Here is a 22435-nt window from a genome sequence, read left to right as displayed (position 1 = left end):
GCTTGCTCTGCGCTCATTGCAGAGCAAGCGTAGACATTGCCGCCCGTCGCGCGCCTTGATGTGGCTCAGCGGCGCGCGGGCTTTGCCGTCAACCGCGTGGCGAGGTCTGGTTCAGCGCGCGGTCCAGATGCCGGGCGCCCTTGTCGGCCAGCTCGCCGTTGGGGAATTCGGCGAGCTGGCGGCGCAGGTAGGCGATGGCCTTCTCGCGGTCCGGGTGCGGGTTGTCCGGCGCCATGTACATCAGTCCCAGCTGGTACAGCGCCTTCTCGCGGATGTCCGCCGGGATGGCCGGATCGTTGGCGCCCAGCAGGTAGAGCTGCGCGGCTTCATCGACACGGCCCTTGAGCACGGCACGGCGCGACAGCAGGGTCATGTCCGGATCGAGGGTCGGTTTGTTCAGGTCGAGGTTGTACTGCGGCTGCCAGTCGGCCAGCAGCTGCTTGGCGGTCTTCTGCACCGGGTCCTTGGCGCGCTGGCGGATAATCAGCTCCCGGGCGTCGGCGTGTTCGGCGGCCTTGGTGCCGGGGAATTCGCGGTCGATGCGCTGGAAGTAGTCCATGGCTTTCTGATCGTCGCGCTGGTCGTTGTAGCGGCTCATGTAGATCAGGCCGATCTGGTACAGCGCGATGGCGCGCACCTCGGGACCATAGCGGGTGTTGTCGTAGCCGGTGAGGTAGAGCTGCTCGGCTTCGCTGCTCTTGCCATCGCGGATGGCCTGGGCGCTGTAGGTGAGCAGGTCGCCTTCCTCTTCCACGGCGGCGGTCATGCGCTTGTTCTTGAGTTGTTTGTACTCGGCGACCTCCCCGGTGGTGATCTGCGCGACGAACAGCGGTGTGGTCGGGGCGCAGGCGCCGAGCCAGGGCAGCAGCATGACGAGGGGCAGGGCATGGACGAAACGCATGGCAACTCCTTTGCGCCAGGGCGAAGTCCACGTGAGTCTAGTGGCGGGCTACAGTACGGCCAAGACGGGCCGATACACTTCCCAACGGAGGATATGCCCATGCGAACCCTTTTCCTCGCGCTGCTGGCGCTGAGTGTTACCGGCTGCACCAGCTGGTCGATGAACTATCACCTGAACAATGCCTACCGCGCGTACAAGAGTGGCGACTGCCAGCGCGTGCAGCTGGAGCTCTCGGAAACCGAGCGAAAGGCCCGTGCGCGGCCGTGGATCCAGCCGGAAATCTCCATGCTGCGCGGCCAGTGCCTGGAGCGTGAGAAGTTCTACGTCGACGCGGCGCAGACCTACCAGTTCATCGTCGCCCGATACCCCACCAGTGAGTATGCGTACCGGGCCAAGGCGCGGCTGGAAACGCTGCGCTTGAATGGCCGTCTGCCCAACGACCTGCGCCTCGATACGCCCACCCCCTGAGCGATGCCCTGACCGGCGGTCGCGGGCCGGCTTGAGCGCAGCTCATAGCTGGCTAATCTCTTGAGTGCACCATGCAAGGAGGTAGGAATGCGCGCCCTGTGGCTCTGCGCCTTGTGTTTCCCCCTGCTGGCTTCGGCGGATATCTACCGCTGGACCGACGCTCAGGGAAAGGTACACTTCAGCGAAACCCCACCGCCGGGGGCGCAACGCGTCGAGGTCAAGCCGCAGGTCATCGAACGTGACGCCGCGACCCGCGAGCGGGAGGAACGCACCCGCCGCTTCTACGACGCGCGTCGAGATGAAAGCGCTGCCGCCCAGAACCAGGCGGCGGAGCAGCAGGCCAAGCTGGATCAGCAGTGCGCGAATTGGCGCCGTGACCTGGAGTCGCTCAGTCATGGCGGGCGGTACTTCACGCAGACCAGCAGTGGTGAAAGGACTTACTACAGCGATGCACAGCTCGACGCCGCTCGTCAGGCGCTTAGCGCTCGGCTTGCGGAAGGTTGTCGTTAGGACTGGCCCTGCATGGGCGGCATCGTCATACTGGACGATATTTCATAGCGAAACGCCATTATGCGTCATCAACGACATATCGAGCGCCATCAGCTGCCCTACTACCTGAAGGTGTTCAACAGCATCACCGACAAACCGATGGGCTACCTGGGCAATGTGTCGCTGGATGGTCTGCTCCTGATCAGCCAACTGCCGATGTTGGTGGGTGGCCGCTTCGAAATGCGCCTGAAGATCCCCGGCCACGACGGCAAGCTGCAACTGATCGAGTTTGCTGCCACCTGCCAGTGGTGCCGCGAGGACGTCAATCCGGGCAACTACGATTCCGGATTCAGCCTGGTGTCGCCGCCGACGGAGTACGTCGAGCTGGTTGACGCGCTGCGCCGTTATTTCAGTTTTCGCCGGCAGGTGGAGTCGGTCTGAAGCGCAGGACGCGCTGACCGATCTGCACGGTGTGGGACGCCACGGAGTCGGCGTCCGGTTGTGGCGCACGATTACAGCGCGCCAGCTTTCTTCCAGCCCAGGTAACGGCTGATCAGTTCCGGCCCCAGCTGGCTCGGCCGCGTGTCGAGCACCGGCACGCCATGGGCCGCCAGCTTCTCGTGCAGCCCGGCGCGGGCGTTCAGGTAATCCACCGCGCCGCAGTAGGCCAGGGCTTCTTCGAAACCTTCCACCGGCGCCTGGCGCAGGCGGTCGAGCACTTCCTCGCGCAGGCTCGCGACCAGCACGCGGTGCTGACGCCCGAGGCGTTTCACCGCGGCCACCAGTTCCTCGTCATCCTCGTCGCGCAGGTTGGTCACGATCACCACCAGCGCGCGGCGGCGCTGGCGCGTCAGCACGGCCTGCACGGCGGCGGGGAAGTCCGCCGGGCGCTGGCTGCTGCGCAGGTCGTAGACGCTGTTGAGCAGGGCGGTGAGCTGGGCGCTGCCCTTGGCCGGTGGCAGGTGGCGCGGCTGGTCGCCGGCAAAGGTCATCAGGCCCACGGCGTCGCCCTGGCGCAGCGCGACGTAGGCCAGCAGCAGGCTGGCGTTGAGCGAGTGGTCGAAGTGCGAAAGATCGCCATCGTGGCTGCGCATGCGCCGGCCGCAATCGAGCAGGAAGAGAATCTGCTGGTCGCGTTCATCCTGGTACTCGCGGGCGATGGGCGTGCGTTTGCGTGCGGTGGCCTTCCAGTCGATCTGCCGCAGCGTATCGCCGTCGCGGAACTCGCGCAGCTGGTGGAAATCCAGGCCCAGCCCACGGCGCTGCCCAGACCGCACGCCGATGCGGTTGAGCCAGTGGTCCACGGCCATCAGTTCGGCACCGTAGAGGCGGGCGAAGTCCGGGTAGACGCGGGTTTCGTCGCGCTGTTCCAGGTAGCGCCGGCCCTTCCACAGGCGCAATGGGCTGGACAGCTCGATCTCGCAGCGCTGGAAGACGAAGTGCCCGCGGGACAGCGGACGCACGCGATAACCCAGTTCGGTCTGTTCGCCAGGGTGCAGCTCCACGGTCTGCGGCAGGTATTCGAAGTCCATGCCGGCGGGCAGGTGGTCGAATACCGTGATGCGTTGTGGCTGGGCGTAGCGGTGGTGGAATTGCAGGCGCACCTCGCTCCAGCGGCCCAGCGGCAGGTTGCCGCTCAGTTGGCGGCGCAGCTCGGGCGAGGGTGTGCGGCGCAGCCAGAGGGCATCGGCCAGCACCAGCAGGACCAGCGCGCAGAGCGCACCCCACCAGAGACGACCGAGCAGCGCCGAGCCCGAGTCCAGGGCTTCGGCCGCGCCCAGGGCGATGGCGATCGCCAGCAGGACGCCGAGCAGCGCGAGGAGCGCGCGCGATGGCTTCATACGCGCGGCGCCGGTACCTGGTCGAGCAGCTGTTGCAGCACCTGGTCCACCGACAGGCCTTCGATCTCCAGTTCCGGCGACAGGCGCACGCGATGGCGCAGCACGGCCAGGGCGCTGCCTTTGACGTCGTCCGGAATCACGAAGTCGCCGCTGCGCAACAGGGCGCGAGCGCGAGCGCAACGCACCAGGGCGATGGACGCGCGGGGCCCGGCGCCCAGCGCCAGGCCCGGCCAGTTGCGGGTGGTGCGGGCGATGCGCACGGCGTAGTCGAGCACCTGGTCATCGATGGGCAGGTCCGCGGCGATCTTCTGCAGCGCCAGCACGTCCTTGTCCTTGAGCAGGGCACGTATGGGCGCCACGTCGAGCATGTCGCTGCGCGCGGAACGGGTGACCTGGCGTACCAGGGTCTGCTCCTCGGCCTCCAGCGGATAGTCGATGCGCAGCTTGAGCATGAAGCGGTCGAGCTCGGCTTCGGGCAGCGGGTAGGTGCCTTCCTGCTCGATGGGGTTCTGCGTGGCCAGCACCATGAACGGCTGCGGCACCGGCAGGGCGCGGCCTTCGAGGGTGACCTGGCGTTCCTGCATCACTTCCAGCAGCGCGGCCTGGGTCTTGGCGGGGGCGCGGTTGATTTCGTCGGCCAGCAGCAGGTGGGTGAACACCGGCCCCTTGCGCAGCTTGAACTGCTCGGTGGCGAGGTCGTACACGGCGTGGCCGGTGACGTCGCTGGGCATCAGGTCGGGGGTGAACTGGATGCGCGCGAAGCCGCCGTCGAAGCAGCGGGCGAGGGCGCGCACCAGCAGCGTCTTGCCCAGGCCCGGCACACCTTCGATGAGCACATGGCCGCCGGCGAGCAGGGCAGTGAGCACGTCGTCGATCACGGCCTGCTGGCCGATCAGGGCTTTCTGCAGCTCATGGCGCAGCGCCTGGGCCAGTTGGCTGGCGCGCTGGCGCTGGGCGGCGGCATTGGGAGTCGTGGGGCTGGAGGGTTCAGGCGTCTGTTCGCTCATAGGGCATTCCTGAGGCTTTGCAGGTGCGCGACCTGGCGGGTGAATTCGGCGACGGCCATGCGCTGTTGCGGATAGGGGCGCATGGCCTGGCTGATGGCGCTGGCCGACATGCGCGTCATGCGGCCCAGAGCTTGCCATTGTTCGGCGACCGGCAGGCGGTCGAAGCCGGGCTGGCGTTGCCGCGCCCGGCGCATCACATCTCGTTGCAGGCCTTGCAGCAGGGCGAGCTGGCCGCGCTGGCGGAGGATGAAGTCGGCGCCGGCGCGCAGGTGTTCTTCCAGTTGCCGACGGCTGCGGTCCGGATTGGGCTGCAGCGGGCCCTGGCGCAGGCCATTGCGCCAGAGCACCAGCACCAGCAACAGGGCGGCGGCCAGCAGTGCCTGCGGGAAGTAGCGCATCAGCAGGGTCATGAGGCTGGTGCCGTCGGCGCGGTAGACCAGGGTAACGGCGCTGTCCTGGGCCAGGTACCAGAGCAGCCAGGCGTTGTCGTAGGAGTCGAGTTCGCCGTTCTGCCAGAGCCAGTTGTCGGTGAGCACGGTGATCAAGCCCTGGCCCTGCTGCAGTTGCAGCAGGTGGGTGGCATCGGCGCTGTTGGCCCAGGCGTAGGCAAGGTTCTTCGAGTCGAACAGGTGGTAGTCGGTGTCGAAGTCGAAGTAGGCCGGGGCTTTCTCGTTTTCCAGGTAGAGCTTGGTCAGGTCCGGATAGGGATCGGCCTCTGCTGCGGCGTTGTCGCTGGCGCTGGAGGCCTGGTCCGGATGCTCTTCTTCCACTTCCGGTTTGGCGGCGCTGTCCGGCGTCTGGTCTTCGGACGCCTCTGCGGACTTCTCGTCGGTCGGAGCGGATTTCTCCTCCTCCTTGTCCTTCAGGTCGGAGGTGAGAAATTGCTGCACGCCCAACTGATCCAGCAGTGCGTCGCCGCTCTTGCCTTCGTCTTCGTCCCACAGGCTTTCTGCGGTGACGATGAGGTGGCCGCCGCGATTGGCCCAGTCGAGCAGCCGCGCGTTCTGTGCCGGCGTGACGTTCTCGCGGGTGCCCAGCAGGATCAGGGTCTGGCCCTTGCTCGGCAACTGGTCCAGCACTTCCATGCCGCGGGCGGTGGTGACGCGGATGCCGCGACCGCGCAGGTACATTTCGGCGGCGAGATAGGGGTTGGCGCGAGCTTCCGGGGAGGCGCCGTGTTCGACGGTCTCGGTGTAGGGTTCGAGGTTGCGGTACAGGTAGTAGCCGATGCCGCCGAGCACGAGCAGGACGAGCAGCACCAGCAGGGCGAGGTTGCCGCGCTTCATGCCCGCACCTCGCTGCCGAACAGGTGGCGCCATTCGCCGCACAGTTGCTGCTTGAGTTCAGCCTGTGGCGTGCGGTGGCCATAGGCGAGCGCCTGCCACTGCTGGGTCAGGCTGCGGGCGAAGTTGTCCAGCGGCGGGTCGTTGAGGTCGGCCACGCGTACCAGCACCTCGCCCTCGGTGGTCGATTCGCGCAGTGGCAAGCGGAAGTCGTGCAGCAGGCGGCTGAGCAGGGCGCGGTAGAGCAGGCCGAGGGCGGCGCGCGGTTGCTCGTCCCACAGGCGCTCGGCTTCGCTGGCGACGTCGCTGGGCAGGGTTTCCGGCGCCAGGTCCAGCCCGAACAGCACGCTGGGCGCTTCACGGCGCGGCTTCTGCGGCAGGCCGATGCGTCCGACGAACAGCCGCAGCCATTCGCGGTAGCGCCAGATGACCAGGGCGATGACGGTGAACAGAATGCCCCAGAGCAGCACTTCGATGCCTTGCGCGGCGAACTTGAAGGCCTTCCAGTTTTCCAGTGCCTCGAAGAAGCGCTTCAGGCGTTTGGCGTCATCCGGGTCAGCCGGTTTTTCTTCTTTCTTGTCGTCGCGCAGGCGCCAGCCGGTGACCTTCTCGCTGTTCTTGAAGGGTGGGGCGGCGAGGATATTTTCCGCGGCGCTGCGCGAGTCCTCGCTGTTGAGTTTCTGCTGGGTCAGCCGGGCACCCTGCGGGCCGTCGGGATTCTGGTCGGGCAGCGGGCAGCTCTGGCTGGCCTTGCCGCCGGTTTCCGAGCCAGCCGCCAGCGCGTCATTGGCCGGCAGTAGGGCGAACGCGCCGGCCACCATCAGCAGCAGGGCATAGGCACTGCCGATCAGGCGCTGGCGCAGGCGGCGGAACACCAGTTCGACGTCCCAGGCTTCCAGTTCGGTGCGGCGATTGAGGTAGAGGGTGAAGCCGCAGGCGACGTACACCGGTTCCCAGACGATCAGCAGCAGCGCGTAGATCAGGTTGCTGACGTGCTCCAGCCACGCCCAGTCGCCCTGCGCCACGCTGATCAGCGACTGCCATTTCCAGTCGTCCACCCACTGCTGCGGCAGCATCAGGTACATCAGCGCGGAAAGGCCCAGCCACAACGCCAGTTCGAAATGCATGCCGACGATGGTCAGCCAGGTGGCGCCGCCGGCATTGCGCTGGCCGAGCACCACCAGACGCTGGCTGCGCGCCTGGCCCTTGAGGCCTTCGAGCTGCAGTACCGGCAGGTCGAAGCTGCGCGTCGGGCTCAGCCGGCGCCACAGCAGGCTGGGCAGCAACTGCGTCTTGAGCAGGCCGGGGAAGGCCCGCAGGGCTTCCTTGAGCGTCGGCGTATCGCCGAACAGCGAGCGCGACAAGATGTACAGCGGCAGGCGTTCGAAGGCCGGCTTGAGCCACCAGAAGATCAGCACCGCCCAGCTGGAGTAGTTCCACAGCAGCACGGAGAGCAGCACGAACACCGGCAGGGTGACGATCGCCCAGCTGGCCATCAGCAGGCCGGCGTGACGGCGCGCCAGCAGGATGCCGAGGTCCAGCGCCTCCCAGGCGCTGCGTGGGCGGATGGCGACGCTGGCGTCAGTCAGGCGCATGGCGACCCCGTCCGGCCAGGAGGAAATAGCTGCCCACCAGCAGCCAAAGGCAGGCGCCGACCACGTACTTCACCGTTGCCGAGAAGTGCGTGACGGAGGACCAGTAGCCCTCGACGAAGGCGGCGATCAGCAGCATCAGGATCACCCCGCCGATCAGTTGCACGGCGCGGGCGGCGGCCTGGCGCAGGGCTTCCAGGCGGCTCAGGCGGCCGGGGGCGAGCAGCGCCCAGCCGAGCTTGAGGCCGGCGGCACCGGCGAAGGTGATCGCAGTCAGTTCGAAGGCACCGTGACCGATGACGAAGGACCAGAAGGTCTCGATGTAGCCAACTTGGGTCAGGTGGCCGGCTACCGTGCCGATCACCACGCCGTTGAACAGCAGGAAGAACAGGGTGCCGACGCAGAAGAGCAGACCGCTGGCGAAGGTCTGAAAGGCGATGCCGATGTTGTTCATGATGTAGTGGCCGAACATCTTCCAGTCATCGCCGGCGTCCCGCGTGCTCATCGGCCCCAGTCGCGTGGTGTCCGGCGAGTACATCGATTCCATCTCGGAAACCCGCTCCGGCGCCATGACGCTGTAGACCAGGTCGGGGAAGTGGTAGACCAGCACGCCCATCAGCAGCAGGCTGCCGTAGAACAGCAGGCTGGCAATGGCGATGCAGCGCCATTCCTCGCGCACCAGGCGCGGGAAGCCTGCGACCAGGAAGCCGAGGATACGCGCGCCCAGGTGGCTGCGGTGGCGGTAGAACTGCTGGTGGCCGCGCATGGCGAGCTGTTGCAGTTGGTCGATCAGGTGGCTGCTGTAGCCGCGCTCCTGGGCCAGGGCGAGTTGCTGGCAGATGCGCCGGTAATCGGCGGCAAACTCTTCAGGTTTCTCGCTCGACTCCTGGCGCTTGCCGGCTTCCAGTAGCTCCAGTCGTTTGGCGAAGCGTTTCCAGCTGCCCTGGTGGCGCTGTTCGAAGAAGGCCTGTTTCATGGGTGGCCCGTCCCGCTGCCGAGCAAGCCGCTGGCGATGCGGTTCAGGCGTGCCTCTGCCTGCTCGGGGGCTACGCCCAACGGTTGCGCGAGGATGCCGGCCAGCTCCTCGCGGCGGGCAGCGGACAGCTGCCCGCCGCGCTCGGCGAAGCTCATCAGTGCGCGCTGCTCCTCCAGGCTCAGCGGCCATGGCGCGAGCTCCGGCGTGGCCTCCGATACCTGCGGGCGGCTCGGCGGCGGATCGCGGTAGATCACCAGGGTGCCGGCGGCGAGATCGCCCAGGCGCTTGAACCCGGAGTTGGACAGGCAACTGAGCAGCCCCAGGGTATAGGCGAAGGGCAGGATGTCGGCGAAGCGCAGCAGGTTGCGCAGCAGCGAGGCGGACCAGCCGATCGGCGTGCCGTCGTCGTGCACGACGCGCAGCCCCATCATCTGCTTGCCGGGCGAGCGGCCCTGGTTGAGCACTTCGAAAAGCACCATGTACCACCAGGTCATGATGAAGGTGAGGATCAACCCCAGGCCCGTGCCCAGCTCGCCGAGGAAGGCCAGCAGCATGAACAGCGCCACCATCAGCAGGACGCGGATTCCCAGGTCGATGAGGTAGGCGAGGGCGCGGGGAACGACGCCGGCCGGACGCAGCAGCAGGTCGATCCCTTCCGGGGTTTCCACGTGGTAGCGGGTGTCCAGGACGGGCGCGTGAGAAGAGAATTCTGCTGAGCTCAAGGGATATCGCTGTCGATGACGTAGGGGCCAGATGCTAGCCAGCGCGGTGCGGCGAGGCAACCGCGCTGGCAGTCGATCAGTTGGCGGGTGGCAGCACGCCGAAGATGGTGCGGTACAGCACGCCGACACAGATGATTGCCAGCGGCAGCGTCCACACCACGCCAATACCCAGCGGAATGGCGCTCAGCAGCATGATCAGGCCCAGCAAGAGGAACAGCCCGAAGACCTTGAGCCAATGCTGGGTAATGGCCTTGCGCGACGCTTCCAGTGCCTGCCAGGGGCTCAGCTTGCGCTCTACCACCAAGGGGATAGCCAGCAAATAGGCGATGCTCAGGTAGATGCCCGGCAGGACCAGCAGCAACAGGCCGATGTAGACCAGCACGGTCATGACCAGGCCGGTGATCAGCAGCGGAACGAACTGGCCGAAGTGACTGAACATTTCGTTGAAGGAGATTGGCTGGTCAGCAGCTCGGCGGATTCCGATCATGTTGATGCCGGCGAGGAACGGGTAGCCCACGGCACCGGCGAGGATGCCCACAACGAGTTGCAGGATGGCTGCTCCGATGCTGGCTTCGGCACCAGAGGCTGCGTAGCCCACGCCGAAGATCAGGCCGAGCACGAAGCTGACGGCCTGGACGATGACGCCATAGATGATGACGCTGGCGATGATCAGGCCCTTGCTGCCGCTGACGCGCTGCCAGGCATCCTTGATCAGGCCATCGATGGAAAAATCATAACCACGGGCCAGGGCTTCTTCGATGTTTGGCACCGTGCCGCTGGCGATCGGGTCCTGCAGGGCGCTGGCAGGCGGTGCGAATGGATTGGGAGACGTCTCGGTGCTCATCTGATTGCTCCAATGGCGCGAAATTGGGCGCAGGAGTTTGACGGGGCAGGCTAGTGCTGGTTGTAGGCACGCTTCTCGATTAATCCGTGGAATTTTCTGTGATACCACTGCCGGAAGGCGGCGCGGCACACCGCCTTCCGGCAATCCTCAAGCGTTGACCGGCAGCACGCCGAAGATGGTGCGGTAGAGCACGCCGATGGCGACGATCAGCCACGGCATCACCCAGATCAGCGCGATGCCGAAGGTCAGGGTGCTGAGCATGAACAGCAGGCCGAATACCAGCAGCAGGCCGAAAACCTTGAACCAGTGCTGGCTGATCGCCTTGCGCGAGGCCTCCAGGGCCGCCCAGGGCGACAGGCCGCGCTCGACCACCAGCGGAATCGCGAGCATGTAGGCGACGCTCAGATAAATGCCCGGCAGCACGAAGAGGAAGTAGCCGATGCAGATCAGCACGCTGCTCAGCAGCACGCAGACCACCACCTGGAAGGTGCGGCCGAAATGGCTGAAGACTTCGTTGAAGCGCAGCGGCTGGTCAGCAGCACGGCGGATACCCAGCATGTTCACGCCGGCCAGTAGCGGGTAGCAGAGGGCGGTAGCGGCGAAGCTCAGGACCAGTGACGCGAGGATGAAGGCAATGATGGCGCCTACGGCCATGCCGCCATCCGGCTCTGCGCCGGAGAGCAGGCCCATCCCGGCGATGCCGGCCACGCCGACCACGGTGAGGAACAGGCTGAGCACGTTCACCAGAGCGAAAATCGCCGCATAGAAGACGATGAAGCCCCCAAGAATCAGGCCCTTGGTGCCCTTGGTGCGCCGCCAGGATTCGCCCAGCAGGTCATTGAGGCTGAAGTTGTAGCCGCGATTCAGCGCCTCGCCGATAGACGGTACGGCCCCCTGAGCCACGTGCGGTTCGAGGTTGCTCTGCGGCACGCTGTAGGGATTCTGTGCAGCGGTGTCTTGCATGAGGAAAGTCCTTTCCAGTGGGTGTGTCCTTGCGACGCCCATCATAAAGGTCAGAGCTGGCTAGGTGCCAGCGAGGCGTTTTGGAAGTGTGGCCGGCAGCACTGTTAGACTGCGACGCACTCGCTTGCAGGCAAGGAAAAACGATGAACGCCAGCATCTTCTGGTACGACTACGAAACCACCGGCATCGACCCGCGCCGCGACCGACCGCTGCAGGTGGCCGGCATTCGCACGGACGAGGACCTCAACGAGGTCGGCGAATCGCTGAACCTTTATTGCCGGCCCAGCGATGACATCCTTCCGCACCCGGCTGCCTGCCTGGTCACCGGCATCACCCCGGATCGCCTGGAGGAGCGCGGCCTGGGCGAAGCCGAATTCATGACTCGCCTGCACGCCGAACTGGCCTGGCCGAGCACTTGCGTGGCGGGCTACAACACCTTGCGCTTCGACGACGAAGTGACGCGTTACAGCCTGTACCGCAACTTCTTCGACCCTTACGCGCGGGAATGGCAGGGCGGCAACAGCCGCTGGGACCTGATCGACATGGTGCGCACGGCCTACGCCCTGCGCCCTGAAGGCGTCGCCTGGCCCGAGCAGGACGGCATCGTCAGCCTCAAGCTGGAGCGCCTCACCGCGGCCAACGGTATCGATCACGGGCAGGCACACGACGCGCTGTCCGACGTGCGCGCCACCATTGCCCTGGCGCGGCTGGTACGTGACCGGCAACCCAAGCTCTACGACTATCTCTATCGACTGCGCAGCAAGCAGGGCGTGCTTGACCAGATACGTTTGCTGCAACCGAAGGTGCACATTTCCGGCATGTTCTCCGCGGCGCGGCATTATCTCTCCGTGGTGCTGCCGCTGGGCTGGCACCCGCGCAATCGCAACGCCTTGATCGTCTGCGACCTGGGAGTCGATGTATCGCCGTTGCTGGAGCTGGATGCGGAAACCCTGCGCAAGCGTCTCTACACACGTCGTGACGAGTTGAAGGAAGGCGAGTTGCCGGTGCCGCTGAAATTACTGCACGTCAATCGCTGCCCGGTGGTGGCGCCGCTGTCCGTACTGCGCCCGCAAGATCGCGAGCGCATCGGCCTGGACCTCGATGCCTGCCTGGCGGCGGCGCGGACACTGACCGACGCGAAGGCAATCTGGCAGGACAAACTTGCTCCCCTGTATGCAGAGGAAAGTTTTGCCGGCAGTGAAGATCCCGAGCAGCAGTTGTATGACGGATTTATCGGTGACCGTGATCGCCGATTGTGCGAGCAGGTGCGCCAGGCCGATCCCGCGCGGTTGGTGAAAGAGCAATGGCCGTTTGATGATGCGCGACTTCCCGAACTGCTCTTCCGTTATCGGGCGCGCAATTTCCCCGAAACTTTGAGTGCCACGGAACAGCAACAATGGCAGGACTTCTGCCGTGCACGCCTGAGTCAGGCCGAGTGGGGCGCGCCGAATACTCTGGATAACTTTGCCGCGGCAATGAGCGAGCAACTGGTCAATGCCACGCCGGCCGGCCGTCTGGTGCTGCAAGAGTGGGACAAGTATGCGCAGGTGCTGCGCGCGCGCTATGGCCTGTAGCGCACGCACACTTTTCTGCGGGCAATAAAAAACGCCAGCGCAAGGCTGGCGTTTTCATCTGTGCAAGGCTTAGCCCAGCAGCGTGGCCCAGCCTTCTACGGCCTCGGCGCCCCACTTGGCTTTCCATTCCTTGAGGGTCTTGTGGTTGCCGCCCTTGGTTTCGATCACTTCACCGTTGTGCGGGTTCTTGTACTGCTTGACCTTGCGAGCGCGCTTGCTCACGGTGGCTTTTGCGGCACGCGGCGATTTGCTCAGCTTCGCGTCCGGATCGAGCAGGGCGATGACATCACGCAGGGACTTGCCGTAGCTGGCCATGAGTGCGCGAAGTTTCTCTTCGAACTCAAGCTCTTTCTTCAGCTTGTCGTCCTGCTCCAGGGATTTCAGGCGCTCCTGAAGTTCCTTGATGGCTTCTTCGGTAGCGCGGTACTCGTTGATCAGCGACATGTTGGGTACCTTGTTCTGGGTCCAGCGGTGGCGGAAAGTTTGTAGCAGACATAATAGTCAGCGAAGTTGTTCAAGTAAATGCTTGGGAAAAGTTTTGTCGGTAATTGTCGACTTATTTAACTAGTTCATTCTCTGGTAATTAATCGATGCACTCGCAATGCACCGAACTGGCTCTCGTCGGCGCACCGCGGCAATGGCTGATCTTTTCCCCTCGAGCCGCTAGAATGGCGGCCTTCGCGATGTATCTGGAGTACACCCATGCGCACTTTCCGACTGGTGATCGCCTGCCCCGACGGGGTCGGCATCGTCGCCAAGGTGAGTAATTTCCTGGCCACTTACAACGGCTGGATCACCGAGGCCAGTCACCATTCTGACAACGACAACGGCTGGTTCTTCATGCGGCATGAGATTCGTGCCGATTCCCTGCCGTTCGATATCGACGGTTTCCGCCAGGCCTTCGCACCGATTGCCCGCGAGTTCTCCATGGAGTGGCGCATCACCGACTCCTCGGTGAAGAAGCGCGTCGTGCTGATGGCCAGCCGCGAGTCGCACTGCCTGGCCGACCTGCTGCACCGCTGGCACAGCGGCGAGCTGGACTGCGAGATTCCCTGTGTGATCGCCAACCACGATGACCTGCGCAGCATGGTGGAGTGGCACGGCATTCCGTACTTCCACGTCCCGGTGGACCCGAAGAACAAGCAGCCGGCCTTCGAGCAGGTGTCGCGCCTGATCGACGAACACCAGGCCGACAACGTGGTGCTGGCGCGCTACATGCAGATCCTGCCGCCGGACCTGTGCCAGAAGTACCGCCACCAGGTGATCAACATCCACCACAGCTTCCTGCCGTCCTTCGTCGGCGCCAAGCCGTATCACCAGGCGTCGCTGCGTGGCGTTAAGCTGATCGGTGCGACCTGCCACTACGTCACCGAGGAGCTGGACGCCGGCCCGATCATCGAGCAGGACGTGGTGCGCATCAGTCACCGCGACAACATCGAGGACCTGGTGCGCCTGGGCAAGGACGTGGAGAAGCTGGTGCTGGCCCGCGGCCTGCGCTACCACCTGGAAGACCGCGTGCTGGTGCACGACAACAAGACCGTGGTGTTCGACTGATCCACGCGGTCTCGTTCCAGACTGGGTACTCCGCATGCTCCCGCCGTCCACCGACGGCGGGCGCTGCGCCCTACGGAGACACTGCCATGAGCGACCCGAAGAACCCCGGCACCGCCACCCCGCCGCCCACCCTGGGCGAAGGCTGTACCAGCCGCTACGATCCCGACGCGCTGAGCGAAGAGGACGGCACCGAGTTTCCCGGCGCCGCCGAGCTCTGGGATTCGCTCAAGCCTGAGCAGAAGCAGGACAAGCCCGCCAGCGACTGAGCTTCAGGCGCGTTCGCGCATCCCGATCAGCTTGCGCAGCAGCGGACGCCCCGCCATGAGGGCGAACACCGGCGCACCCATCACCAGGTAGAAGTAGTAGGTCACCACGCGCCAGATCAGGATGGCCGCGGCCGCCGTGGACTTGCCCACCAGCGGGGCGAGCAGCGCGGCGCTGGTCAGTTCCGTACCACCCGCGCCACCCGGCAGCAGCGTGGCGAGGCCTGCGGCCAGCGACAGCAACTGGATCAGGAAGGCCCAGGCCCAGTGCAGGTCCACACCCAGCGCATTGAGGGTGATGTAGAGCACCGAGAAGCGCAGTACCCAGTGGCAGCAGGTGAAGAAGAAAATCAGCAGCAGCCGGCGCTTGGGCTGGCGCAGGCAGCTCACCAGGGTGTCGCGGAAGTGCAGGCATTTGCGCGCCCAGTGCAGGCGCGTGCGCGGTTTCATGCCCAGGCGCCTGAATAGCCGGCCGTTGGCCTTGATCACCCGGCGCTGGAAGCGCGCCAGCAGCACCACGCCGAAGAAGATCCCACCCAGCAGCACGCCACTGGTGATCAGCGACGTCTCCAGGTTCGGGCTGACGCTGTGGGACAGCGCCCACACCAGCACCGCCGCCAGCGCGCAGAGGAAGAACAGCAGGTCGCTCAACTGGTCCACGGCGAAGATCGCGCTGCTGTGCGCCGGGCGCATGCCGTGGCGGGCAAGCAGCGCCATCAGGGTCAGTGGGCCGCCGGTGCCGCCGGGGGTCGCATAGAAAGCGAACTCCGAGGCCATGATGATGCCCACCGAGCGTACCTTGCCGATCTCGCCGGCGCGGCCGTTGAGCAGCACGCGGAGCTTCTGCGCGTTGATCAGCCAGCACAGGCAGATCATGCCGAACATGATCAGCAACTGGTCGAGGGGGAAGGCCAGGACGTGGTCGAGCATCTCCCGGCCGCCGAGGGCCAGGGGGATCAGCGAGGCGCCGATGAGACCGAGCAACAGCCACCAGGCGCGGCTCACGGGCGCGTCTCTGGCAGATGAAGCGGGGAGTGCGAGGTGGAGCGAATAACCAGAGCCTCCTGTGGGGATCGAGCTGTCATCCAGAGTGGACCGTCATCGGCAGGCTGCGTTCGCCGAACTTTTCGTGGGGAAAGGCGCCGCGCTCAGGCGGCGCCCTTGCCTCACTCGGCGGGCTTCTCGGAGGAAGCGTCGCCGGCGCCTTGCTCCAGCGCCTTGTTCTCCCAGCCTTCCTCACCGGGGAGGATCAGGTTCAGCAGGATCGCGACGATGGCACACAGGGCGATGCCCTTCAGGCCGAAGTCGTCCGGGCCGGTGCCGGTGCCGATCAGCACGCCGCCGATGCCGAACACCAGGGTCACCGAGACGATGCACAGGTTGCGCGCCTGGGACAGGTCGACCTTGTGGCGGATCAGGGTGTTCATGCCCACCGAGGCGATGGTGCCGAACAGCAGGCAGAGAATGCCGCCCATCACCGGTACCGGGATGCTCTGCAGGATGGCGCCGAACTTGCCGACGAAGGCCAGGCTGATGGCGAACACGGCCGCCCAGGTCATGATCTTCGGGTTGTAGTTCTTGGTCAGCATCACCGCGCCGGTCACTTCCGCGTAGGTCGTGTTCGGCGGGCCGCCGAACAGGCCGGCTGCGGAGGTGGCGATGCCGTCGCCCAGCAGGGTGCGGTGCAGGCCCGGCGTCTTCAGGTAGTTCTTGCCGGTCACGCCGCCCACGGCGATGACGCCGCCGATGTGTTCGATGGCCGGGGCCAGCGCCACCGGGACGATGAACAGGATGGCCTGCCAGTTGAATTCCGGCGCGGTGAACTTCGGCAGCTCCAGCCAGGGCGCGGCGACGATCTTCGCGACATCGACCACACCGAAGGCGAAGGACAGGCCATAGCCCACCAGTACGCCGGCGATGATCGGCACCAGGCGCAGCATGCCCTTGCCGAACACCGCGACGATCAGCGTGGTCAGCAGCGCCGGCATGGAGATGAACATGGCGGTCTTGTAGGGGATCAGCTCGGTGCCGTCACCCGCCTTGCCCATGGCCATGTTGGCGGCGATCGGCGCCATGGCCAGGCCGATGGAGATGATCACCGGGCCGATCACCACCGGCGGCAGCAGGCGGTCGATGAAGCCGGTGCCCTTGACCTTCACCGCCAGGCCCAGGAAGGTGTAGACGAAGCCTGCCGCCACCACGCCGCCCATGGTCGCCGCCAGGCCGAACTGGCCCTTGGCGAGGATGATCGGGGTGATGAAGGCGAAGCTCGACGCCAGGAACACCGGTACCTGGCGGCCAGTGACGATCTGGAACATCAGGGTGCCGAAGCCGGCGGTGAACAGCGCGACGTTCGGGTCCAGGCCGGTGATCAGCGGCATCAGCACCAGCGCGCCAAAGGCCACGAAGAGCATCTGTGCGCCAGAGATGACCTGGCGCCACAGAGGTTCGTTGAATTCATCGGCCATGAATCAGGTTTCCTTCTGTTTGGTGCCGAAGATCTTGTCACCGGCATCGCCCAGGCCCGGCATGATGTAACCGTGTTCATTCAGGCACTGGTCGATGGAGGCGGTCAGGATGAGCACGTCCGGATGCGCATCGTTGACTGCCTTGATCCCTTCCGGGGCCGCCACCAGCACCATGGCGCGGATGTCCTTGCTGCCGGCTTTCTTGAGCAGGTTAATGGTGGCGACCATGGAGCCGCCGGTGGCCAGCATCGGGTCGATGATCAGCGAGCGGCGCTCGGCGATGTCCGGCGCGAGCTTCTCCAGGTAGGTGTGCGCTTCGAGGGTTTCCTCGTTGCGCGCAACCCCGACGGCGCTGACCTTGGCGCCCGGGATCAGGCTGAGCACGCCGTCGAGCATGCCGATGCCGGCACGCAGGATCGGCACCACGGTGATCTTCTTGCCGGCAATCTTCTCGACCTGCACCGGGCCGGCCCAACCTTCGATCTCGTAGTTTTCCAGCGGCAGGTCTTTGGTCGCCTCGTAGGTCAGCAGGGCGCCCACTTCCTGGGCCAGCTCGCGGAAGTTCTTGGTACTGATATCGTGACGGCGCATCAGTCCGATCTTGTGGCGGATCAGGGGATGGCGGATCTCGAGGACTGGCATGGACGGGTTCTCCGGGCGGGCTGGCAAAAAAATTGCGGTAGCGTAATGCATCCTAGCTACCTTGGGCCACGATTGTCGGCGACATTCGTCCGCTGACCCTTGCTCCGTGGCACGCCGATAGGTACCTTTGCGCACTTTTTCACGGGAGAACCCCCATGTCCGTCGATCTCGCGCACATCCGCCAAGTCATGGCCGAAGCCGACTGCCTGTACACCAACGCCGAGGTAGAGGCCGCCATCGCCCGTGTGGCCGAGGCCATCAATGGCTCGCTGGCCGACACCAACCCGGTGGTGTTCTGCGTGATGAACGGCGGCCTGATCTTCTCCGGCAAGCTGCTCCCGCTGCTGAATTTCCCGCTGGAAGCCTCCTACCTGCATGCGACCCGTTACCGCAACGAGACCACCGGTGGCGAGCTGTTCTGGAAGGCCAAGCCGGAAATCTCCTTCATCGACCGCGAAGTGCTGATCATCGACGACATCCTCGACGAAGGGCACACCCTCTCGGCGATCATGGACTTCTGCAAGCATGCTGGCGCCAAGCGCGTGCACACCGCCGTGCTGATCGACAAGGATCACGACCGCAAGGCCCGTCCGGACCTGAAGGCCGACTATGTGGGCCTGTCCTGCATCGACCGCTACATCTTCGGCTATGGCATGGACTACAAGGGCTACTGGCGCAACGCCGCCGGCATCTTCGCCGTAAAAGGCCTCTGACGATGAGCGGGCCGCGTTTTCTCGACAGTGCGCTGTTCGACGAGGTCGCGGCCCGTGCCGCCGCCAGCCCCCGGCGCCGGCAGAACCACAATTTCCATGAGCAGACCGAGCCCTGCCATCGCCTGCTCAATGCGCTGCAGCCCGACAGCTACATCCCGCCGCATTGCCACCGCCACCCGGACAAGGCCGAAAGCCTGCTGGTGGTGAAGGGCGCGCTGGGCCTGCTGATTTTTTCCGACAGCGGTGAACTGCTGACGACCCGCGTCCTGCGCGCGGGCGGCGAGTGCGTCGGCGCGGACCTGCCGCCGGGCACCTTCCACGCCATCGTGGCGCTGGAGCCGGACAGCATCATGTTCGAAGCCAAGGCCGGCCCCTTCGTGCCGCTGGGCGAGGACGAGCGCGGGCAATGGGCGCCGCGCGAAGGCGAGCCGGGCGCCGCCGAGTACCTGGCCTGGATGCGCTCCCAATTCCCGCTCTGAACCCGGCACGCGCGTAGGAGCGGACTCTGTCCGCGATGGCTTCGCCCAACTCCCTGGTCGAGCGGAGTGGTGGTGAGTCGATCGCGGACGGAGTCCGCTCCTACGTTCGATCATGCATCGAGATTGCTCGATGCATGCATGGGCTAACGTGCATTTTTGCCAATGCATGCCCCATCTATCCTGCGACCCTCACAAGACAACCGCCCGAGGTTCGCATGTCCCGTCTCCTTTATATCGATGGCCAATGGCAAGCCGCCGACAGCGGCGCCGTCCTGCGCCCGATCGCTCCCGCCACCCGTGAAGCGCTGCCGGAAGTCGCCTGCGCCGGTGCGTCCGACGTGGAGCGCGCCGTCGCTGCCGCCAGGCGCGCCTTCGCCGACTGGAAACTGACCAGCGCCGCCCAGCGTGCCGGTTACCTGCGAGCTTTCGCCGAGCAGCTCGAAGCCCGCAGCGAAGCGCTGATCGCCCTGCAGATGCAGGCCAGCGGCAAGCCGCGCCTGGAAGCGGAAATCGATATCGGCGATGCCATCGCCACCTTCGCCTACTACGCCGAGCTGGCCGAGCAACTGGACGCCCGGCAGAACGCCGAAGTGGCCCTGCCGGACGCCGGCTACCGCTCGCAGACCCGCTTCGAGCCCATCGGCGTGGTCGGCCTGATCGTGCCGTGGAACTTCCCGCTGGTGACCAGCGCCTGGAAGGTCGCACCGGCCCTGGCCGCCGGCTGCACCGTGGTGCTCAAGCCCTCGGAGATCACCCCGCTGATCGAACTGGTGCTGGGCGAGATCGCCGACGCCATCGGCCTGCCGGCCGGCGTGCTGAACCTGGTGCCGGGCCTGGCCGATGCCGGCGCTGCGCTGTGCAGCCATCCGGGCATCGCCAAGCTGTCCTTCACCGGCAGCAACGTCGTTGGCCGCAAGGTCATGGAAGCCGCTGCCGCGCGCACCCTGCCGGTGGGCCTGGAGCTGGGCGGCAAGTCGCCGATCCTGGTGTTCGAGGACTGCGACCTGGACGAGGCTGTGCAGTGGATCATCGCCGGCGTCTACTGGAACGCCGGGCAGATGTGCTCTGCCACCTCGCGCCTGCTGGTGCAGGAATCCATCGCCGAGCCATTGCTGGCGAAGCTGAAGGTGGCGGTGGAGGGTCTGCGCGTCGGCGACTCACTGCAGGGCGAGACCGACATGGGCCCGATGACCAGCGAAGCGCAGTACCGCAAGGTGCTCGACTACTTCGCCGTGGCCCGCGACGAAGGCCTGGCCTGCCTGACCGGCGGCGAAGCGGCCGAGGGCTGGTTCATCCAGCCGACCGTGTACACCGACGTGCCGGCGGACAGCCGCCTGTGGCGCGAGGAAATCTTCGGCCCAGTGCTGTGCGTGCGTACCTTCAGCGATGAAGCCGATGCCCTGCGTCAGGCCAACGACAGCGACTTCGCCCTGGCCGCCACCGTGTGCAGCGCCGATCTGCACCGCGCCCAGCGTGTCGCCGAGAACCTGGAGGCCGGCAACGTCTGGCTGAATTCGCCGCAAGTGGTGTTCCCGCAGACCTCCTGGGGCGGCGGCAAGCGCAGCGGCATCGGCCGCGAGCTGGGCCCGTGGGGGCTGTCGGCATTCTTCGACATCAAGCACATCACCGCGCCGCGCTGATCGGCGTCACCCCGTGCTCCAGGCGCAGGTCCTCGACCAGCGCCTGGAGCGCTTCGTTATGCCCCGGCTCGTCGCGCACCACCAGGCTGTGGGTTATGCCGTAGCCGAGGCTGTCCGGCAGCAGAGCGCGCATCTCGCCCTGTTCCACCCAGCGTTCGGCGTAGTGCGTCGGCAGGTAGCCCAGGTGGGTACCGGCGCGCACCGCGTGCAGGACCGCTTCCATGTGCTGGGCGAAGGCCGTGCTGCGCTGCGGGTCGGCTGGCAGTTGCACGTCGGCGACGGCGTAACCGTGTTGAATCCAGTTGCAGGTCTCCAGTTCAGCGGCGTCGCTCACGTCCTTGTCGAACAGCGGATGCTCGCGCCCGCAGAACACCGCCACGCGCTCGTGGTAGAGCGGCTCATAGCGCAGGTTCGGCAGGCGCCGGCTGAAGCAGGCGATGGCCAGGTGCAGGCGGCCGCTGAGCACCAGGCGCTCCAGTTCGCTGGAGGATTCGATGAGGAAATGCAGGCGCACGTCCTGGTCGCGCCGGTTGAAGCGCGCCAGGGTGTGGTGGATGCGTGCGTCGGGCAGGGTGGCAATGTTGTCGGCCAGGCCCAGGTGCAGCTCGCCGACCAGGCGCCCGGCGAGGGATTGCACCTGATCGCGGAAGTCCCCCAGCGCAGCGAACAGGTTCTGCGCGTAGTCCAGCACCCGCTCGCCTTTCTCGGTCAGGCGGAAGCCGCTCTTGCCGCGCTCGCACAGGCGGTAGCCCAGGCGTGTCTCCAGGCTGGCGATGTGCGTGCTGATGGTCGACTGGCCCATGCCCAGTTCGCCCTGGGCGGCAGAGAATCCGCCGCAGCGCACCACACAGGCGAAGATGCGCAGCAGGCGCAGGTCGAGGTCGGAGACGTTGTGCAGCATGTCGGTTTCGATCTGTGGCCGGCGATGTATTGGGTTGATGACTTCGAAGGCTATCAATGTATCGGCGGGCTTGCCATGCGTGCCTGTCGTCGTGCTCGGCGTGCGTGCTAGAGTGCCCGGCCCTGTCCCGCGGAGGTGATGATGTCCGTTCGCATGCCGGGCGCCGTGCTGGCGCTGCTGTTCTGCATTCCCCTCGGTTTTGCCGTTGGGGCCGTTGCCGCGCCGATGCACAGCCAGTTCCTGCCGCCGGACGACGCCGGCCTGCGTCAGGGCGAGCCGGAGCAGCAGCAACTGTTGCAGGTCACCGAATACAGCGTGGTGCTGGGCAACCAGCGCCAGTCCAACCAGCAGCCGATCCCGATCACCACGCCGTCGCTGCTGCGCCTCAAGGGCAAGCCGCTGAACAAGGGCGCGCAGATCAGCCAGGTGGTCATCAGCTTCGATGCCGAGGGCAAGAGCCTGAAGAAGCCGGCCTACGACGAGAAGACCCGCGTGCTCAGCCTGTATTACCCGCAGGCGGCTTATCCACAACTGCTGGACCTGCTGCGCAACGGTACCGTCTACGTGCAGTTCCTCGCCTACGGCAACGGTCATATCTGGGCCGACCTGCATACCGGCGCGGTGCGTGCGCGTTGAGCCGCGCCCGGCGCAGGGGTAAACTGCCCGACCCGTGGTGCCCGGCCAGCCGTTGCCGGCCGCGATCCCCGAGACAGCCGTAGAGAGAAGCGAGCGATGCGTAAAGACAAGAAGCAGGTGATTGGCGAAGAGATCAACGACGCCGAGATCAAGCTGTTCCTCGACGTGGAACCGGCCGACGACACTCCGGCGTCCCTGCACAAGCTGGTCAAGGCCTACCGCGGCCTGCGCATCGACGACTTCGAGCGCTTCGTCGGCTTCTTCGTCGAAGCTGGCTACGACCTGTCCGCCAAGGATGCCCAGGGCCAGGACTTCATCGCCCTGATCCAGGACCAGCGCCAGGCCGAGCCCTACATCGAAGTGATCAAGGCTGCCCGCGGCTGATCGCTGCGAGTCGCTGAAAGCCCGCCTTGTGCGGGCTTTTTTGTTTCTGTTGCGTGGGTAATCACCTGACTCTCCCTGCAGGAGCGGGCCATGCC

At 65.7% G+C, this 22435-nt stretch carries 25 protein-coding genes; 11 read left to right on the top strand and 14 right to left on the bottom strand.

Annotation, left to right across the window (positions count from 1 at the left end; all coding sequences use genetic code 11):
* Nucleotides 1-88 precede the first annotated feature (88 nt).
* Nucleotides 89-901, bottom strand: coding sequence for a tetratricopeptide repeat protein (locus UB43_RS12170; protein ID WP_045211034.1), 813 nt, complete (start codon nucleotides 899-901; stop codon nucleotides 89-91).
* Nucleotides 902-1000: 99 nt separating this feature from the next.
* Here UB43_RS12170 and UB43_RS12165 point away from each other — a divergent pair, with 99 nt between their 5' ends.
* The 3 genes from UB43_RS12165 (at nucleotide 1001) to UB43_RS12155 (ending at nucleotide 2299) form a co-directional block, all read left to right on the top strand.
* Nucleotides 1001-1369 (top strand): lipoprotein, encoded by a 369-nt coding sequence (locus UB43_RS12165; protein ID WP_045211033.1) that lies wholly within the window; start codon nucleotides 1001-1003, stop codon nucleotides 1367-1369.
* Nucleotides 1370-1456: 87 nt separating this feature from the next.
* Complete coding sequence (locus tag UB43_RS12160; protein ID WP_045211031.1) at nucleotides 1457-1879, top strand: DUF4124 domain-containing protein; 423 nt, start codon at nucleotides 1457-1459, stop codon at nucleotides 1877-1879.
* A 60-nt stretch (nucleotides 1880-1939) separates the two neighbouring features.
* Complete coding sequence (locus UB43_RS12155) at nucleotides 1940-2299, top strand: PilZ domain-containing protein (protein ID WP_045211028.1); 360 nt, start codon at nucleotides 1940-1942, stop codon at nucleotides 2297-2299.
* 71 nt (nucleotides 2300-2370) lie between these two features.
* On the opposite strand, the gene UB43_RS12150 is transcribed toward UB43_RS12155, so the two are convergent.
* The 8 genes from UB43_RS12150 to UB43_RS12115 all read right to left on the bottom strand — a co-directional run bounded on the left by UB43_RS12150 (nucleotide 2371) and on the right by UB43_RS12115 (nucleotide 11086).
* Complete coding sequence (locus UB43_RS12150; protein WP_045211026.1) at nucleotides 2371-3699, bottom strand: DUF58 domain-containing protein; 1329 nt, start codon at nucleotides 3697-3699, stop codon at nucleotides 2371-2373.
* On the bottom strand, nucleotides 3696-4706 hold the full coding sequence (locus UB43_RS12145) for a MoxR family ATPase (protein ID WP_045211024.1): 1011 nt from the start codon (nucleotides 4704-4706) through the stop codon (nucleotides 3696-3698). The genes UB43_RS12150 and UB43_RS12145 overlap by 4 nt, the downstream gene beginning before the upstream one ends.
* Nucleotides 4703-5992: a DUF4350 domain-containing protein gene (locus UB43_RS12140; protein ID WP_045211022.1), complete on the bottom strand. Its 1290-nt coding sequence runs from the start codon at nucleotides 5990-5992 to the stop codon at nucleotides 4703-4705. The genes UB43_RS12145 and UB43_RS12140 overlap by 4 nt, the downstream gene beginning before the upstream one ends.
* Complete coding sequence (locus tag UB43_RS12135) at nucleotides 5989-7584, bottom strand: DUF4129 domain-containing protein (RefSeq protein WP_045211020.1); 1596 nt, start codon at nucleotides 7582-7584, stop codon at nucleotides 5989-5991. Before UB43_RS12135 ends, UB43_RS12140 begins: the two co-directional genes overlap by 4 nt.
* Nucleotides 7571-8557 carry a stage II sporulation protein M gene (locus UB43_RS12130; protein ID WP_045211018.1) on the bottom strand — a complete coding sequence of 329 codons (987 nt, stop codon included), beginning with the start codon at nucleotides 8555-8557 and terminating at the stop codon, nucleotides 7571-7573. Before UB43_RS12130 ends, UB43_RS12135 begins: the two co-directional genes overlap by 14 nt.
* Nucleotides 8554-9312: an RDD family protein gene (locus UB43_RS12125; RefSeq protein WP_045211332.1), complete on the bottom strand. Its 759-nt coding sequence runs from the start codon at nucleotides 9310-9312 to the stop codon at nucleotides 8554-8556. Before UB43_RS12125 ends, UB43_RS12130 begins: the two co-directional genes overlap by 4 nt.
* Before the next feature lie 43 nt (nucleotides 9313-9355).
* Nucleotides 9356-10123 (bottom strand): integral membrane protein, encoded by a 768-nt coding sequence (locus UB43_RS12120; RefSeq protein ID WP_045211016.1) that lies wholly within the window; start codon nucleotides 10121-10123, stop codon nucleotides 9356-9358.
* Between the two features lie 147 nt (nucleotides 10124-10270).
* Entirely contained in the window at nucleotides 10271-11086 is an 816-nt protein-coding gene (locus UB43_RS12115) for an integral membrane protein (protein ID WP_045211013.1), read from the bottom strand.
* Nucleotides 11087-11229: 143 nt separating this feature from the next.
* Here UB43_RS12115 and sbcB point away from each other — a divergent pair, with 143 nt between their 5' ends.
* Complete coding sequence (gene sbcB, locus UB43_RS12110) at nucleotides 11230-12660, top strand: exodeoxyribonuclease I (protein WP_045211010.1); 1431 nt, start codon at nucleotides 11230-11232, stop codon at nucleotides 12658-12660.
* 69 nt (nucleotides 12661-12729) lie between these two features.
* Here the strand turns inward: sbcB and mvaT are convergent, their stop codons facing one another.
* On the bottom strand, nucleotides 12730-13104 hold the full coding sequence (gene mvaT / locus UB43_RS12105; RefSeq protein ID WP_045211008.1) for a histone-like nucleoid-structuring protein MvaT: 375 nt from the start codon (nucleotides 13102-13104) through the stop codon (nucleotides 12730-12732).
* 258 nt (nucleotides 13105-13362) lie between these two features.
* On the opposite strand from mvaT, the gene purU reads away from it, so the two are divergent.
* Nucleotides 13363-14214 carry a formyltetrahydrofolate deformylase gene (purU, locus tag UB43_RS12100; protein ID WP_017519713.1) on the top strand — a complete coding sequence of 284 codons (852 nt, stop codon included), beginning with the start codon at nucleotides 13363-13365 and terminating at the stop codon, nucleotides 14212-14214.
* Between the two features lie 86 nt (nucleotides 14215-14300).
* Nucleotides 14301-14480 carry a hypothetical protein gene (locus tag UB43_RS12095; RefSeq protein WP_045211005.1) on the top strand — a complete coding sequence of 60 codons (180 nt, stop codon included), beginning with the start codon at nucleotides 14301-14303 and terminating at the stop codon, nucleotides 14478-14480.
* Between the two features lie 3 nt (nucleotides 14481-14483).
* On the opposite strand, the gene UB43_RS12090 is transcribed toward UB43_RS12095, so the two are convergent.
* From UB43_RS12090 to upp, 3 genes are all read right to left on the bottom strand, one after another.
* Nucleotides 14484-15482 (bottom strand): lysylphosphatidylglycerol synthase transmembrane domain-containing protein, encoded by a 999-nt coding sequence (locus UB43_RS12090; RefSeq protein WP_045211003.1) that lies wholly within the window; start codon nucleotides 15480-15482, stop codon nucleotides 14484-14486.
* Nucleotides 15483-15643: 161 nt separating this feature from the next.
* Nucleotides 15644-16945 carry a uracil-xanthine permease family protein gene (locus UB43_RS12085; RefSeq protein WP_045211000.1) on the bottom strand — a complete coding sequence of 434 codons (1302 nt, stop codon included), beginning with the start codon at nucleotides 16943-16945 and terminating at the stop codon, nucleotides 15644-15646.
* A 3-nt stretch (nucleotides 16946-16948) separates the two neighbouring features.
* Nucleotides 16949-17587, bottom strand: coding sequence for a uracil phosphoribosyltransferase (gene upp / locus UB43_RS12080; RefSeq protein ID WP_045210998.1), 639 nt, complete (start codon nucleotides 17585-17587; stop codon nucleotides 16949-16951).
* A gap of 155 nt (nucleotides 17588-17742) precedes the next feature.
* On the opposite strand from upp, the gene UB43_RS12075 reads away from it, so the two are divergent.
* From UB43_RS12075 to UB43_RS12065, 3 genes are all read left to right on the top strand, one after another.
* On the top strand, nucleotides 17743-18300 hold the full coding sequence (locus UB43_RS12075; protein ID WP_017519718.1) for a hypoxanthine-guanine phosphoribosyltransferase: 558 nt from the start codon (nucleotides 17743-17745) through the stop codon (nucleotides 18298-18300).
* A gap of 2 nt (nucleotides 18301-18302) precedes the next feature.
* Nucleotides 18303-18779: a WbuC family cupin fold metalloprotein gene (locus tag UB43_RS12070; protein WP_045210997.1), complete on the top strand. Its 477-nt coding sequence runs from the start codon at nucleotides 18303-18305 to the stop codon at nucleotides 18777-18779.
* Nucleotides 18780-18994: 215 nt separating this feature from the next.
* Nucleotides 18995-20419, top strand: coding sequence for an aldehyde dehydrogenase family protein (locus UB43_RS12065; protein WP_045210996.1), 1425 nt, complete (start codon nucleotides 18995-18997; stop codon nucleotides 20417-20419).
* Here the strand turns inward: UB43_RS12065 and UB43_RS12060 are convergent.
* Nucleotides 20403-21320 (bottom strand): LysR family transcriptional regulator, encoded by a 918-nt coding sequence (locus UB43_RS12060; RefSeq protein WP_045210995.1) that lies wholly within the window; start codon nucleotides 21318-21320, stop codon nucleotides 20403-20405. The two genes, UB43_RS12065 and UB43_RS12060, sit on opposite strands and share 17 nt — an antisense overlap.
* A 225-nt stretch (nucleotides 21321-21545) precedes the next feature.
* Between UB43_RS12060 and UB43_RS12055 the strand changes: the two genes are divergently transcribed.
* Complete coding sequence (locus tag UB43_RS12055; RefSeq protein WP_371318955.1) at nucleotides 21546-21956, top strand: hypothetical protein; 411 nt, start codon at nucleotides 21546-21548, stop codon at nucleotides 21954-21956.
* Nucleotides 21957-22052: 96 nt separating this feature from the next.
* Nucleotides 22053-22340, top strand: a complete 288-nt coding sequence (locus UB43_RS12050) for a PA4642 family protein (RefSeq protein WP_045210990.1) — start codon at nucleotides 22053-22055, stop codon at nucleotides 22338-22340.
* The last annotated feature ends 95 nt before the right edge of the window (nucleotides 22341-22435 follow it).

Origin of the sequence: Pseudomonas sp. 21 (genome assembly GCF_000955805.1) — a bacterium.
Classification (GTDB): Bacteria; Pseudomonadota; Gammaproteobacteria; order Pseudomonadales; family Pseudomonadaceae; genus Pseudomonas.
This window is presented reverse-complemented; position numbering and strand designations above follow the sequence as displayed.

What these genes read in the sequence shown, in the direction of transcription:
- UB43_RS12170 (WP_045211034.1), bottom strand. Translation starts at nt 901, where the DNA reads ATGCGTTTCGTCCATGCCCTGCCCCTCGTCATGCTGCTGCCCTGGCTC.
- UB43_RS12165 (WP_045211033.1), top strand. Translation starts at nt 1,001, where the DNA reads ATGCGAACCCTTTTCCTCGCGCTGCTGGCGCTGAGTGTTACCGGCTGC.
- UB43_RS12160 (WP_045211031.1), top strand. Translation starts at nt 1,457, where the DNA reads ATGCGCGCCCTGTGGCTCTGCGCCTTGTGTTTCCCCCTGCTGGCTTCG.
- UB43_RS12155 (WP_045211028.1), top strand. Translation starts at nt 1,940, where the DNA reads ATGCGTCATCAACGACATATCGAGCGCCATCAGCTGCCCTACTACCTG.
- UB43_RS12150 (WP_045211026.1), bottom strand. Translation starts at nt 3,699, where the DNA reads ATGAAGCCATCGCGCGCGCTCCTCGCGCTGCTCGGCGTCCTGCTGGCG.
- UB43_RS12145 (WP_045211024.1), bottom strand. Translation starts at nt 4,706, where the DNA reads ATGAGCGAACAGACGCCTGAACCCTCCAGCCCCACGACTCCCAATGCC.
- UB43_RS12140 (WP_045211022.1), bottom strand. Translation starts at nt 5,992, where the DNA reads ATGAAGCGCGGCAACCTCGCCCTGCTGGTGCTGCTCGTCCTGCTCGTG.
- UB43_RS12135 (WP_045211020.1), bottom strand. Translation starts at nt 7,584, where the DNA reads ATGCGCCTGACTGACGCCAGCGTCGCCATCCGCCCACGCAGCGCCTGG.
- UB43_RS12130 (WP_045211018.1), bottom strand. Translation starts at nt 8,557, where the DNA reads ATGAAACAGGCCTTCTTCGAACAGCGCCACCAGGGCAGCTGGAAACGC.
- UB43_RS12120 (WP_045211016.1), bottom strand. Translation starts at nt 10,123, where the DNA reads ATGAGCACCGAGACGTCTCCCAATCCATTCGCACCGCCTGCCAGCGCC.
- UB43_RS12115 (WP_045211013.1), bottom strand. Translation starts at nt 11,086, where the DNA reads ATGCAAGACACCGCTGCACAGAATCCCTACAGCGTGCCGCAGAGCAAC.
- sbcB (WP_045211010.1), top strand. Translation starts at nt 11,230, where the DNA reads ATGAACGCCAGCATCTTCTGGTACGACTACGAAACCACCGGCATCGAC.
- mvaT (WP_045211008.1), bottom strand. Translation starts at nt 13,104, where the DNA reads ATGTCGCTGATCAACGAGTACCGCGCTACCGAAGAAGCCATCAAGGAA.
- purU (WP_017519713.1), top strand. Translation starts at nt 13,363, where the DNA reads ATGCGCACTTTCCGACTGGTGATCGCCTGCCCCGACGGGGTCGGCATC.
- UB43_RS12095 (WP_045211005.1), top strand. Translation starts at nt 14,301, where the DNA reads ATGAGCGACCCGAAGAACCCCGGCACCGCCACCCCGCCGCCCACCCTG.
- UB43_RS12085 (WP_045211000.1), bottom strand. Translation starts at nt 16,945, where the DNA reads ATGGCCGATGAATTCAACGAACCTCTGTGGCGCCAGGTCATCTCTGGC.
- upp (WP_045210998.1), bottom strand. Translation starts at nt 17,587, where the DNA reads ATGCCAGTCCTCGAGATCCGCCATCCCCTGATCCGCCACAAGATCGGA.
- UB43_RS12075 (WP_017519718.1), top strand. Translation starts at nt 17,743, where the DNA reads ATGTCCGTCGATCTCGCGCACATCCGCCAAGTCATGGCCGAAGCCGAC.
- UB43_RS12070 (WP_045210997.1), top strand. Translation starts at nt 18,303, where the DNA reads ATGAGCGGGCCGCGTTTTCTCGACAGTGCGCTGTTCGACGAGGTCGCG.
- UB43_RS12065 (WP_045210996.1), top strand. Translation starts at nt 18,995, where the DNA reads ATGTCCCGTCTCCTTTATATCGATGGCCAATGGCAAGCCGCCGACAGC.
- UB43_RS12060 (WP_045210995.1), bottom strand. Translation starts at nt 21,320, where the DNA reads ATGCTGCACAACGTCTCCGACCTCGACCTGCGCCTGCTGCGCATCTTC.
- UB43_RS12055 (WP_371318955.1), top strand. Translation starts at nt 21,546, where the DNA reads ATGCACAGCCAGTTCCTGCCGCCGGACGACGCCGGCCTGCGTCAGGGC.
- UB43_RS12050 (WP_045210990.1), top strand. Translation starts at nt 22,053, where the DNA reads ATGCGTAAAGACAAGAAGCAGGTGATTGGCGAAGAGATCAACGACGCC.